The following is a 15347-nucleotide window of genomic DNA, read 5'->3' on the forward strand; positions in this document are numbered from 1 at the left end:
TTCTGCTAAATCTCAATTTCCTCGCGGACGCCGCTATTCTCCCCGGACGATTCGGAAGCCGATTGCTGCATCCACAGCAAGGCTTCGACATTCCGGGCAAAGCCTTCAATAAACGGCGCTTCAAAGAACATCCTCATTGGAATCTCCACCTTGAATACCTCGTAGGTTCTGGTCATCACCTGCGCCGCAAGCAGGGAATGGCCTCCAAGTTCAAAGAAGTTGTCCCTTATTCCAATCTGCGCAAGACCCAAAACTTCGGCCCAAATATGCGCCAGTTCTTCTTCAACTGCTGTTGTAGGAGCGATGTATTCATATTCTGTGCCCTGCCGGAGCCGATCCGGCGCAGGAAGAGCTTTACGATCTACCTTGCCATTGGCATTGAGCGGCAGATCGTCCAGGAGAATATATTCACTCGGCAGCATGTAATAGGCTACCTTGTCAGACAAAAATTTGTGCAGCACTTCTTTCACAGACAAATCACTGCCTTCGGCGGATGCAGACACATTCAGCAGCAATGGATTCGCATCCGCCTGCCGGTCCGCAACGACGTAAGCCACCATCTGATGCTTCTGCCGGTTCTCCCCTACCGCTGTAACAACGGCGGAGCGGACAGCTGGATGCTGGCATAGGGCTGCTTCAATCTCTCCCAGCTCTATCCGGTGACCCTGTATCTTGACCTGCAAGTCTTCCCGACCAAGGAACTCAATACTTCCATCTGCAGTGTATCTGCCAATATCGCCGGTATAATAGAGACGTTCCCCCGTACGCGGACATTGAATGAAGCTAGATGCACTCTTCTCGTCATCTCGCCAGTAGCCCCTCGCGAGGCCCAGCCCTCCGATATAAAGATTTCCCGGAACCCATAACGGACGCGGCTCCAGGCTTACGTCGAGCACATGAAAAGTCTGGTTGCACAACGGCTTTCCATATGGAATGCTGCTTGCTTCTGGCTCCACCTGTTCAATCGGGTGCGCAATGGACCAGATGGCCGCTTCCGTGGCGCCTCCCAGGCTGATGATTTGTACGCCTTCGGCAATAGAATGAATTCGTTCCGGCAAAGACACAGGGATCCAGTCTCCGCTTAAGAGTACAAGCCGGAGAGCATTAGGCAGGCTATTCTGACGTCCACCCGCATATTCAACGAGCATTTCCATTAGCGTTGGGACCGTATTCCAAATGGTGACTCTCTGCTCAGTGATCAGGTCAACCCAATGCGCCGGATCCTTGGCCCCATCGGATTCCGGAATGATAATGGCTCCTCCGGCCGCGAGCAGTCCAAACACGTCATAGACTGACAGATCAAAGCTGAAGGAAGATAACGCCAGCACCCGGTCTTCTTCCCCTACTCCAAACCGCCGGTTAATATCGAGTATGGTATTGACCGCTCCACGGTGATCAATCATGACTCCTTTTGGAGTCCCAGTAGAGCCAGAGGTATAGATAACATACGCCAAATCCTCCGGACTCCGGGCAATATCTGCCGCTAGGCTCACCGGCAATCCGAGGCTCATCACTTGATCCACATTCAGACTCGCAATAGTATCCGGCCAGCCGATTCGATCTGCAACCCATGATTGTGTAAGCACAAGCTCAACTTCACCGTTATCCAACATGTACAGAAGCTGCGATTCCGGAAGATCCGGGTTGATCGGCAAATAAGCCGCTCCCGAGTGAAGTACCCCCAGTGCCGCTGCAATTTGTTCCCATCCTTTATCCATAATAATAGCCACTAATGAATTGGCTTTTGCCCCTCTGTCCCGCAGCCATCCTCCAATCCGAAGCGCATAAGCAGTCAAATCTCCATAAGTCAGTGTCTGTCCAGGGGCGATTACAGCCACCTGATCCGGCCGTTGCTCTGCCTGATTCAGGAACAGTTCATGGAGCAGCTGCCTGGATTCGGGCGCTGTAGTGTTATTCACTTCCCGATACAGTTGCAAATCGCAGGCAGGCACCGGAACCAGTTCATGGACGGTCTGATTCCAGGCTTCCTCCGTATCGGCCAGAGTGTTCAGTAAATGGCAATAAGCCGCAAACATACTGTCCAACAATCCTTCAGGGAACAATTCTTCAACCGCATCCCAATTGAATACCAGAGCCCCACCTTGTTCGCTGACAACATGGTCCAGCCAAACCTGAGGAGTCTGAGAAATTCCATAGATGGTATCATCTTCAGAATCCAGGGAACCGGAAGGATAATCGGACGGCCCCAGGTTCAATGTGCTTGTAAATACAACCGGCATCACCGCCCTCGGAGCGCTGCCTTCTTGTCTTGCCATTTCCCGAATAACCTGCACGCCGCTGACAAAGCGATGATCCAGATCATCCCATAGCTGCTGCTGCAGTTGACGCGCCCGCTGAGTGAATCCCCCCAGCCCCGAATTGTCAATCTCAAGCAAAATAATTGAGGTGAAATCACCGACAATTTGATTGATTTGCGGATGAATGGGCAGCCGGTTAAAGAGCGACAGGTTTAAAGTGAAGTGCGGATTCTTGCTCCAGGCTGTCAGAACTTCGGCATAAGCAGCGGCCAGCATGCCCGAATGCGTCAAACCAGCTTGCGTGGCACGTGCCTTCAAACGTTCCCACCGAACCGGTTCAAGACTGCCTACCCGCCGGACAAATTCAGGTCTTGCAAGGGAACCCGGCTGTTTAATTATAGGCAGCTCAGGAGCCGGCGGCAGAGTGGGGATCCGATTCTTCCAATAATTCATTGAGGTCTCATAAATCTGCGTCCCGCGAATTTTCATTTCGGCCAGCACGTAATCGCGGAAGGAAACTTCCAGCGGTTCTAATTCCATATCCGGATTTAGATACAACTGGATCAGTTCCTGGCTAACAATTCTCGAACTCCAAACATCACAGATCAGAAGGTCAATACTGACATGCATGCGGACTTTATGGTCCCGGAGCAACGAAGCGCGCATCTCAAATAAAGGCCAGCGGTCCGAAGGCAGCACTTGATGTGACATCCGTTCGCGTATTGCATGGAGTTCAAGGTCTGCCGTTTCTTTGGAGCAGTCCTGCAAATCCAGCACGGCAATAGTGTACTCGGGCACCTCTTTCAGAATTTGCTGCTGTCCGTCCGGCAAGACAATGGCTCTCAGCATTTCGTGCCGCTCCACCAACTTTCTCCAGGCTGCTCCAAATCGCTCCAGATCAAGATCCGCCTGCTCTACCTCCAGATACACATGCATCCCGATATTACCAAGCTCCAGGTCAAAATTGCGGCCTATCCAGCATGCCTGCTGAACATCCGTTAAAGGAAACGGCTCATATCTGGATTCGAATTCATGTATGATCACGGGAAGATCGCTCTGTCCCCCTTGCTGTTCGGCAAGCTCTGAATCCCCCTCTTCGACTAATTGGCCGCCAAGCTCTGTGATTTTATTCGCAAGACCTGCAATGGTAGGCTCTGCGAACAAGCTCCGCAACGGCATATCTACTTGAAAGGACTGCCGGATATGCGAGATGAATTGAATGGCCATCAAGGAATCTGCGCCGAGTTCAAAAAAGTTATCATGTACTCCGATCTCATCATGGCCAAGCCCTGTTGCTAAAATGAGGGCTAATTTACGCTCTTCCGCATTTCGTGGCTTCACAAATACGGTCTCTTCCAATTTGTCCCCAAAACCGGGAAGCGGCAGCAGCTTCCGATTGACTTTTCCGTTAGACGTCAGCGGCAATGCCGCCAGCGGGACATATTCAACAGGAATCATATGTGCAGGGAGCTTCTCTTTTAGATAAGCGGTCAGCTCTTGGTTAAGCGCAGAGGCTTCTTCCTTCTTCTCGACCGATATTTTATAGCCGCCCCAATCTTCTTCCAGGCCCGCAAGCTTGTCCCTTGTCGTATCAATACTGCCTCCGAACAGGCTGTGTAGGTACACATGGCTGTCTCCCAACTGAAAGATTTCCCGAATGATCTCTTCATTTACATTTCCAATCTGACAAAGGCCCACTTCATAATCGGGTGCGGTCATCTCCAGCAATTGCGTCATCAGACCTGCTTCCAGATAGCAGAAGTTCTTAGCCATGGACCCGTACATCGGTTGAATCGCATCCATCTCTCCGATCAAGCACAACGAGAATGCCGATGCCTCGAACACTTCCCGGTTACCGGGCGGAAACAATTTCCCTTCAATGCGGACGTCGCCCGGAAGCGAAACGAGACGGTTCTCATAAGGGTTATAGTAATAAGCGCCCCCTGCAATCCCCTCTACTCTTCCTTCCTTGATATACAGATAGACCTGAACCGGATACAGTCCTCCCGCGGAGCCAAATCTATATTTGGGGAAAGGCAGCTTCTCAAAATCCATCTTCATCAAGCAACGGAGAAATCCGCCAAACTGATCCATGGACAACACAGTTTCCTTGAATATCCGGTAACTGCGGCGGTTAATGTAAGGCTCAGCGGATTCATCCTTATTCTCACTCAGCGGAAGCTGTATACTTTGAGAATGCTCCAAGGAGCGGATCCCCAGATGTTTCTGCTTAAACTCCAAACGCGCAATCGGGTCAAGCAGTATGCCTTCAGCTTCCAGAGCATCCGGATGTAGTGGATCGGCAGTTTCTTCATTCGCTTCGCCGCTATTTGCACTGCGTTCAGGCACATAATATGCGACGATACGTTTGTTTTTCCCTTGTTCAATAAACGTCACCGCCGCCGCCCTGACATCGTCATGTTTCACCAATACCGACTCAATCTCGCCAAGCTCTATCCGGTTGCCGTTCACCTTAATTTGGTTGTCGGCACGCCCCACGAACTCAATGTTTCCGTCAGGTAAATAACGCCCGATATCTCCGGTGCGGTACAAACGTCTGCCGGTGCGGGGATGATACACGAATTGGCTTCGCGTCCGTTCCAGATCGCCCCAATAGCCTTTGGCCAATTGCACGCCCTCACAATACATTTCCCCGGCTACCCAAGTCGGTCTATCGTTTAATTTCGAATCCATAATGTAGTAGGCGTTATTGGCAATCGGTTTGCCGTAAGGGATGGTTGTCCAATCGGGCTTCACTTCATCGACGGGATACCAGATATTCCAGATGGTTGTCTCCGTTGGCCCTCCTATGCTCAGAAACTGGGCATGTCCCGATAAGGCCTTCAAACGCTCCGGCAAGGTAACCGGTATCCGGTCCCCGCCTGCAATAGCCTGCCGCAGAGATTCCGGCAGGCTCTGGTTTCTGTCTTCCGCATAAGCAAGAAGCATCTCCAGCATAGCCGGTACTGAATTCCAGAGCGTGACGTGCTCTGCTCTCATAAGTTCCAGCCAATGGGAAGGCTCTCTCCGCAATGAAGGATCCGGGAGGACAATTACCCCACCCGCAGCCAGCATGCCGAACAAATCATACATCGCCAAATCATGATGCAACATCGTTAGTGCCAGCATCCGGTCCGAAGCTGAGACTGAAAGAGCTTCATTGGTGTACAACACCACATTAGCGAGACTGCGATGTGAGATCATTACTCCCTTCGGTGTTCCGGTCGAACCGGAAGTGTATATGACATAAGCCAAATCTTCCGGCTTCTGGACCGGCAACAACGCGCTGTCCTCCCAATTGGACAAATCCACTGTATCCAGACTGATTCTGGTAATTCCTTCCGGCCAATGCAGGGCCTCATCCAAACGGGACTGTGTTAATACAACATCCACTTCTCCGTTCTCCAAGGCATATTGGATTCGCTCTAAGGGCAGCTCTGCATCAATTGGCAGGCAGGCTGCTCCTGACTGTATGACCGCCATAGCACCGACAACCTGCTCCCATCCCTTTTCCATTACGATGGCAACCAGTTTATTAGGCTCGGCACCACACTCCCTTAGCAGTCTCGCTGCCTGGTTGGACTCCCGGAATACATCACCGTAGGTCATGATACGATTATGCGAAATCACCGCTATCTGGTCAGGTGATCTGTCCGCCTGCTCTGCAAAGAGCATATGAACCAGGGTATCCGTCATACACTGCCCCGTCTGGTTCACAGCTTCCCGCTGCTCTAGCTGATCCCGCGGAACAAGATCCAGCTGACGGCTTGACCATACTGCTTCGTAATTCGCCAATTTCAGCAGAAGATCACAGTAGGCCATAAACATGTCATCCAGCATCCCGGACGGGAAGATTTCGTCCACGGCATCCCAGTTGAACATCACACCGTCGCCCTTCTCCCCGACCTGACAATCGAGCCATACCTGGGGAGTCTGCGAAATGCTGTAGACGACCTGACCGAGACCGTCAAAAGGAGAGGTATCCTCCTCCAGCAACCCGATCGTGCTAGTGAAAACGATAGGAATGGCAACGGCCTGGCCTCCTCCCTGCGCCTTCGCCAGCTCCCTGATGATTTGCACACCGCTTACATAGCTGTGGTTCATGTCTTGCCAGAGCTGGCCCTGAAGGCGTTTTGCCCGGTCTACAAAGGTATCTTCTTCCGTATTGTCAACCTCCAGCAGATAGAAAGAAGCAAATTCCCCGACCAGTGCATTGACCTCCGGATGCAAAGGCATGCGGTTGAACTGTGGCACATTTATGGTGAATTTAGGCGAATCGCTCCATATCGTCAGCACTTCCGAGAACGCCGCCATCATAATGCCGGATGGCGTCAAGCCAATTTGGGCCGCATTCTTCTTCAGCTTGTTCCAATTCTCGGGGCTCAGCTCGCTTCTTCTCCGCACAAATTGCGGCTGTTCAATCGTTTCGATAGTTTTCGCCTGTGGAAGCCCGGGAGCCGGAGGAAGTTCCAGCAGACGCGGCAACCAGTATTCCAACGATTTCTTGTACGGTTCTGTTTCCTTTAGTGCTATCTCTCCCATGACATAGTCCCTGAACGTAATACTGAGCTCCTCCAGTTCTCTTTCCGGGTGCTCGTACAGTTCACAGACCTCCTTAGTCAGGATTCCGACACTCCAGGCATCGGCAATCATGGCGTCCACGCTCAGGTGAAGCCTGGTCCCTTGTTCCAATATCGTTGCACGGATTTCAAATAAAGGCCATTGCTCAATATCCATCACCTGATGCGACATCCGCTCACGCAAGGCCATCAACTCCAGCTCGCATGCTTCGGGGGTCTTCCCGCGCAGATTCGCCACTTCAATGGTGTAAGAAGGAAGATCCTTCAATACCTCCTGCTGGCCATCCCGCCGGATGACCGTCCGCAGCATATCATGCCGGTTAATCAGCCGGGACCAGGCCCCGCTGAATCTTTCCAGATCCAGATAACCGAAGTCAACCTCTTCATAGGTATGACATGCCACATTTCCCAGCGCTATCGCATCACTTCGACCGATTAAATAAGCCTGTTGCAGGCCCGTAAGCGGGAACGGTTTGTGAAGATCCTCCTTATTGGGCTGAATCACATGCACTTCTTCTACCGCTGGATGCGTACCGCTTGCGTTGCCAAGCAGTTCAATTTCATTCACCAGTGCCCAAATTGTCGGTGCTTCGAACAACCTCCGTACCGGAATCTCTACATTGTACCTGTTTTTAACCTGGTGCAAGAGCCTGATTGCCAGAATGGAGTCGCCTCCCAATTCAAAGAAATTATCATAAATTCCCGCCTGCACTATACCTAGCTCATTCGCCAGAATGGCGGCAAGCTCGCGTTCAATCGGTCGCACCGGAGCCACATAGCCTTTGTTGGCTGGACCTTGTTCCGGCAGTGGAAGGGCCTGGCGGTTTATTTTCCCGTTCGCGGTTAAGGGAAGTTCGTCAAGAGTTACAAAAGCCTGCGGAATCATGTACGCCGGCAGCTTAGTAGACAAATAGGAACGTACATGGTCATAAGAAAATTCGCTCTTTGTCTCAGAAACCAAAAAAGCGACGAGCCGTTTGGTCTCTCCCGCTTCGCCGAATATATGAACCGCACTGGTGTGAACATCCGGATATTGTGCCAACGCATTCTCGATTTCACCAAGCTCAATACGGTACCCGCCGATTTTCACCTGCAGATCCTCCCGGCCCAGAAACTCGATATTACCATCCGGCCGATACCTGCCCACATCGCCGGTGCGGTATAACCGCTCCCCCGTAACTGGATGGATTACAAAGCTTGATGAGGTTTTCTCCTCATCTCTCCAATATCCCCTGGCAACCCCTGCTCCGCCGATAATAATGTCTCCCGGCACCCATACCGGACGGATGTTCAGTTCCTCATCCATTACATAGACATTTTGATTCGGAAGCGCCTTGCCGTAGGGAATGCTGTTCCAGCTGGGATCAACTTGTTCAATCGGGTACATAATTGACCAAATGGAGGCTTCCGTCGCACCTCCCAGGCTGACTATACCTGCCTGCGGAGCTAATGTTTTCACCTGCCCCGGAAGCTCCAGCGGAATACGGTCTCCGCTGAGCCATATCCATCTCAGGTAGCCCGGCAGACTTCTGGAGTGACCCGTCAAATATTCCACAAGCATCTCCATCAAGGCCGGCACCGAATTCCATACCGTTATTCTTTCTTTGGATAACAGCTCTGCCCAGTGAGCCGGCTCCCGGTTGGAGTCTGCCCGGGGCAGTACCAAGGTGGCTCCCGCAGCGAAGGTGCCGAATATATCGTATACCGACAAATCGAAATTAAGCGCAGATAATGCGAGAATACGATCGTTCTCCCCTATGCCGAACAGCCCGTTCATTTCCCGGATGGTGTTGACAATCCCGCGATGATCTACAGCAACACCTTTGGGAGCTCCCGTGGACCCGGAAGTATAAATCACATAGGCGAGATCATCAGGCTGCAGTACCTCTTCAAGTGCCCCTCCGTCCAGATCCAGCCAATTATATTCATCGACATACACAACCTGGGTATTCACGGGGCATGCCAGCTTATCCTTCCATACCGATTGGCTGAAGACAATGGACACTTGTCCGTTGTCCAGGAGATAGGAGATCCGTTCCTGCGGCAGATCCGCCGCAACAGGGAGATAGGCGGCGCCGGACTTCAGTATACCCAGCACGGCGGCAATCTGCTCCCACCCTTTCTCCATCACGATGGCCACCAGTTGATTGGGCTTCACACCTTGTTCCCTCAACCAGCGCCCCATACGGTTGGTCAGAACATCCAGTTCATTATAGGTCATCTGATGACCGCCATACACAAGGGCCGGGTGATCTGGCCTCTGTTCACAGTGCTTGGCAAACACAGCAGGCAGCAGTTCCTGATCGGCCACCCTGGTCACTTCAGGCTTCAGGCCTGTAGCTGCCAAATCTGCGGGAACATGAATCCGTCCCGATTGACTCCAACACGTCTCCTCATCTGCCAGCTGCTGAAGCAACAGGCAGTAAGTTTCGAACATCGTATCCAACACGCCCGCCGGGAATAAGTCTTCCGCGGCATCCCAGTTGAACGTGAGCGCACCGCTTCTTTCCCCTACCTGGTGATCTAGCCATACTTGTGGTGTCTGGCTGATTCCGTATACTTCTTTCCCTAACCCGGCTACTTCTATATTGTCTGTAATGTTCCCGGTTTCAGCCTCATTCTGAATGATAAACAGCTCTTCATCTGCGTTATCCAACTCACTGGTGAAGATAATAGGCATCACGAATCTTTGGGCTCCACCGTACATCTTGGCATACTCACGCATGACACGCACCCCGCCAACATGCCGATGATCCAGATCTGCCCATAGCTGTTCTTGCATTTCGCGGGCTTTTTGCTCAAAGCTCCGGTCACCGCCGGCATTAATTTCCAACAGATTTAAAGTGGTGTAGTCTCCAACCACTTCATTCATCTGCGGATGAAGCGGCATGCGGTTAAACAGTGTTAAATTCAGGGTGAATTGCGGATTTCTGCTCCATGTGCGCAATATTTCGGAAAAGGCCGAGAGCAAAACAATCGTTGGTGTTACTCCGGCTGCCTTGGCTCGTTTTTTCAGCTTGCTCCAGGACTCCTTGCGCATAAATCCTTTTCGCCGGATAAATCTGGGCTTCAGTATTTCATCAGGCTTAACCGCGAGCGGCAATTCGGGAGCAGGAGGTAAGGACGGTAGACGTTTCTGCCAATAAGCCAGCGATTCCTGATACAATTCAGTATCCTCTATGGCCTTCATCGCCAACACGCAATCTCTGAAAGTCAGTTCGACCGGCGCCAGAGGCGTACTCAAGTCCTGATAGATCATTGCCAATTCACGAAGCAATATTTGACAACTCATTGCATCTGCGATCAGAAGATCCATGCTGACATGAAGCCTGACCAACTGCTCGCCCATCAGGGAAGCACGGATATCAAACAAAGGCCAGTGATTACTTTGCAACACTTGATGCGATAGAGTCTCCCTGATGTGCAACAGTTCCTGACCCGCTTCGGACTGAGACATGCCGCGAAGATCCGTAACCTTCAGCGAATACGGAGGAACGCTCTCCAGCACCTGCTGGCGTCCATCCGGGTGCACGATTGCCCGCAGCATGTCATGACGTTCGATTAAGATCCGCCACGCCTGTTCCAGGCGCTTGGGATCCATCCCCTCCTCTTCAAATTCCATATAAATATGCGTAGCCACATTTCCCAGTTCAAAATCACCGGACCGCCCCAGCCAGTAGGCTTGTTGCACATCTGTTAATCCAAAGGGCTCATAGCGGCTCTCCAGGTCCGGTACAATGGCCGGAAGGGATGCCGACATCTTCCCTTTTTTGAGAAAGGCAATAATCTCTTCCTTGCGCTCCGACAGTTCTTTCATGCATTCAGGACTTAATTTGCCTTCAGGGGCACGGACACGCAGTTTATCTCCATCCCATTGGATGCTGCCATTTAATTCACGAATATGCGTTAACAATTCTACAACCTTCATCTTGGTCAATACTTCCACCTCATTCACAACAATTTGGAGTAGTGCCTTTACAGTTCAATCTCTTCATACTGTACTGAGGATAGGGTGATATCCGGTTCACTGTTTTCTCTTTCAGCCCACCGAAAGGTATCAATATAAGCAGATAAAAACGCCACGGTAGGCTCCTTGACCAAATCAGCCAGCGCAATTTCAATATTGAAGCTTTGCCGGATTTGAAAAATAAGCTGAACTGCCAGCAACGAATTGCCGCCCAGTTCAAAAAAATTGTCTTCCACTCCCACATTCCGAATGCCAAGCGCATTTTGCCATAACTCTGCAATTTTCTGTTCGGTTTCGTTCCGGGGGGCAAGATAATTCATCCTCAACAATGGACGCTCATGTAATGCAGCCGGCATGGACTCCTCACTGTCCAGGATCACTCGGCGGTCTCCAGCCAGTCGGGCATTCAAATCATCCTGAGAGATAATTAAGTGATCTGCCAAAATATGATCCAGCCCCAGCACAAGTAATCTTGCTGCTGACTCTGCCTCTGAAACCCTCTGTCCATGATCCGTCATGAGGGATGGCGTTTGCCGGGCATTTTCCGGTAACCTGTCTAGTTGTACGATTCTCCATTGAATTCCGCCTGTGCTGGAGCTGTTGCGCACCCAGCGATGCAGCAAGTTCTGTGTCACCCGTTCATGACAAGCGCCAAATCCGCCGAGAGCAGAGAGTAGAGAGGTACAGACTATCACCTGTTCAGGCTCATTCTCCAGCACCAAATCAGCCAGCCATTGCAGCTCTTCCGATACTTCAGTCACGCTAGAGGCCGGTTGCAGCGTTACCGGGAGTATGGCCTCCTCTGTGCAAAATAAAATACGGATCTGCCCCCAAGTACGGCGAACCGTTTCAAGAAGCCTGCCGCATTCTTCCGGACTGCCGATCTCATGGCGAACCGAGTGAATCTCCCCGGCCGAACGGATAATGACCTTCAGACGAAAGCGGACTTTCTCTGTTGCAGCAGGCGGATCTTGCACAGGCAAGACGCCATCGGACGCCGTAGGGATATCTTTGGCTAAATATTCTGCCACAGCCCCCCCTATTTCGCTGTCTGCTCCGATGACCACATAGATGCCCTCTGGGAGAACCTCAGTCATCTGCTCCGGTATCGGCTGTACTTCATAATAATCGGGTACCCATTTCAGCCGGTTCCGATATGCGGATAAACGGCTGCCTGCCTGTGGAGCCAATTCGTGCCATAATACATCGGTCCAGCGCTGAATCTCCCGCGTATCGGTTATGCCTGCTTCCAAATCAACAATTCTGCATGTCAGGTGAGGATATTCGAGCGGAATCGAATCCAGCAGAGACATGATATTCCTGTTCACCGGACTCAGCGTTTCGCTTCCGGTGACCTCCTGAAGCTCTTCTGACAGAACAAGGTAATCTACCGGATAATTCTCCCTTATCCGTTCCAGACATTGAATCCAGGCGAGCAGCTCCGGCACTTGTCCATCCTGTGCGCCGCCTTCCCCCTCCGCTCCAAGGCTCTGGCAATCCAGAACCTTGTCAGGCAAAAGGTCGTACTGCACCAGTTCCCGGACAAGCTCTTCATAATGTCCGGTGCAACGTGAATCAAGGGAATAAGTAAGCCGGGAATGCCTTATGAAGCTCTCTCCCCGGGTGACAAGAACCACTTCTTGCCCCTGCTTCACCAACCGCTCAGCCAGCCCCGCCCCCAATCCTTGCTGATCCGCGAACAGCAGCCACTTTTGGGAGACCGCGAAGCTGTGGCTGCACTGCAGCGCCCGACGCCATCCGGGAGAATACCATCTCATCCCGGAAGGTTCCCGTATAGATCCAACCATTGGAATATCCGCCGGCCCAGGATGAATCCAGTACGTCTTCTTTTCAAAGGGATAGGTGGGCAAAGTCAGCCTTTGCCTGCGCTCGCCTTGATAATATTTCGCCCAGTCCAGCGGAACGCCTTGTGTCCATAGCCTGCCAAGTGCATGCGTCAGCAAGCCCGCAGCCGGTTGTCCGTCATGTGGTGCAGCCATTGTTGATATAACGGATTCAAAAGCGCCTCCGCTGGCCGGATGCTGGATAAACAAAGTGGTCAGCATCTGGCCCGGCCCCACTTCAAGAAAAACTCTCGACCGATCTCTCCACAATTCCTCTATTCCCTCGGACAGACGTACCGGCTGACGCAGGTGTTGAACCCAGTAGCCGGGGTCTACTGCTTGTTCCCGCGTAATCCAGGTTCCCGTGAGATTGGAAATATAAGGGATGCTTGGCGGCTGCAGAGAAACCGTCTGAATGAGAGCTTCAAATCTCTCAAGTATGGGCTCTACCATCGGGGAGTGAAAAGCATATCCTGCGGATACTCTCCGGCACGCAATCCCCTTGTTAAGCAACATAGTGGATAGCTCTGTAATAAGCTCCTGCTTACCCGCTACTACACAGGAAGCCGGACCGTTCAGAACCGATACAGACAAGCCGTTCTGCAACTCATCGATCAGCACCTCAGGTGGCGCCATTACGGCCAACATGGCACCGGGAGGCAGACTCTCCATCATCTCCCCTCTGCGGCAAATCAGCTTCAGGGCATCCTCCAGCGTGAAGACTCCCGCTATACAGGCCGCAGCATATTCGCCTATGCTGTGGCCAATCAGTGCCCGTGGACGGATGCCCCACTCCGCCAGAGTGCTTGCCAAGGCATATTCAACGCTGAAGATCGCCGGATAACTGAGAAGCGGCCGATGAAGTACAGACGGAGGATCCTCCGGATGCCCGGACACTCCTTGCATTAATCTGCGTAAATCAAGACCCGGCCCCTTCATATCACGGCTATCTTCTGACAACAGGATACCCCTCAAATCGTAGCCGATATCCTTCTCGACCAGCTCAAGACAGCGGTCCAGATGCTTGCGGAAAACCGGCTCTGTTCGATACAGCTCCGCAGCCATACCGGGATAATGCTCTCCGAGACCCGGAAACAGGAAGGTAACCGAAGGGGTATTCCCTTCGGCTATCCCCACTGCCATCCGCCCCGTCTGATCATTGCCCAGCAGTGACAGCGCCTCTTCTGCCGAGCGGCAAGCCAATGCCGTCCGGTAAGCGAAGGATCTTCTGCCTACTTGCAAGGTATAAGCCAAGTCTGCGATGTTCGCCTCTTTATTCTCCTGCAAAAATGCAGCCAGCTTCATCTTGTAATTCTCCAGTGCCGATAAGCTTCTTGCGGATAACATTATAGAATGCCAGGCTTTACCTTGTGCGGACGGCACTGTCCGCGGAGCTTCCTGAAGAATCAGGTGGGCATTGGTACCGCCCATGCCAAATGAACTGACTCCTGCCCGACGGAACCCGCTGCCGATCTCCCATTCCTGCAAGGAATGGTTTACGTAAAAAGGTGTTCCGGCAAAATCTATCTGCGGATTAGCTTCCCTGTAGTGCAGCGTCGGCGGCAACTGCCGGTGCTTTAAGCACAACACCGTCTTAATGAACCCGGCCATGCCCGCTGCTGTGGACAGATGCCCCACATTTGTTTTGACAGTACCAATAGCACAATAGGATGTTTTCTGCGTCTTGCTACCGAAGGCCCGGGTTAACGCCATAATCTCAATCGGATCTCCCATTGCCGTTGCGGTGCCGTGAGCTTCAACATAGGTAATCGTTTCAGGATGCGCATTGGCTACAGTAAGCGCTTCCGCAATCACCTCCGCTTGCCCGGATATACTGGGAGCCGTAAACCCTACCTTGTCAGAACCGTCATTGTTAATCGCAGAGCCCAGCACAACAGCGTGGATGTTATCTCCATCTGCTATAGCATCCTCCAGCCTTTTGAGAATAACGACGCCGATGCCATCCCCAAATATCGTGCCCTGGGAGCTTGCATCAAAGGCACGGCAATGCCCGTCAGGCGATACAATCCCTCCAGTTTCGTACGTATATCCACCGATTTGAGGTACTCCGAACGAAACACCGCCCGCCAAGCTCAGATCACATTGCCCGTTCAGCAGGCTCTCGCAAGCCTGATGGATCGCGACCAAAGAGGTGGAGCAGGCAGTCTGAACCGTTACGCTCGGTCCTTTGAGGTTGAGCTTGTAAGAGACGCGCGTGCTTAGATAATCCTTGTCGTTCATTTTGCTCTGAATTACGCTGACCGATGACAGCAAGTCGATGCTTGGCAATACACAATTCAGCAGGTAGGTGTTAGTGTCTGAACCGGCGAAGACACCAATTCTGCCTTTGTACTGCTCGGAGTCATAGCCCGCAGCTTCCAGCGCCTCCCAGGAGCATTCGAGAAAAACCCTGTGCTGGGGGTCCAGCATGGAGGCTTCTTTAGGATTCATCTGGAAAAAAGGAGCATCAAATTCTCCAATCCCTTCAACGACTGGTCTTGCTTTTACATAATTCGGATCACTCAGCCTTGTTTCATCCACCCCCGCAGCCCGCAGTTCCTCGTCTGTGAAGAAGGTGACCGATTCCACTCCATGGCTAAGATTGTGCCAGAATTCATCCACGTTCCTTGCGCCGGGAAATCTGCACGCTAGCCCGATGACAGCGATCTGATCCAATTGTTCCGGGTTGTCCACTATT

2 protein-coding genes are annotated in these 15347 nt (G+C 52.1%); both read right to left on the reverse strand.

Going from position 1 to position 15347, the window contains the following annotated elements; translation table 11 throughout:
• Positions 1–5: 5 nt before the first annotated feature.
• Entirely contained in the window at positions 6–10766 is a 10761-nt protein-coding gene (locus tag A3849_RS16910) for a non-ribosomal peptide synthetase (RefSeq protein WP_306010715.1), read from the reverse strand.
• Between the two features lie 47 nt (positions 10767–10813).
• Entirely contained in the window at positions 10814–15343 is a 4530-nt protein-coding gene (locus A3849_RS16915; protein ID WP_074112460.1) for a type I polyketide synthase, read from the reverse strand.
• Positions 15344–15347 lie beyond the last annotated feature (4 nt).

The sequence above is a fragment of the Paenibacillus sp. P46E genome (assembly GCF_001909095.1).
Lineage (GTDB): Bacteria > Bacillota > Bacilli > Paenibacillales > Paenibacillaceae > Paenibacillus_AQ > Paenibacillus_AQ helianthi.

Bases quoted from the DNA above. Each gene is read 5' to 3' on its own strand.
- A3849_RS16910 (WP_306010715.1), bottom strand. From the start codon at position 10,766: ATGAAGGTTGTAGAATTGTTAACGCATATTCGTGAATTAAATGGCAGC.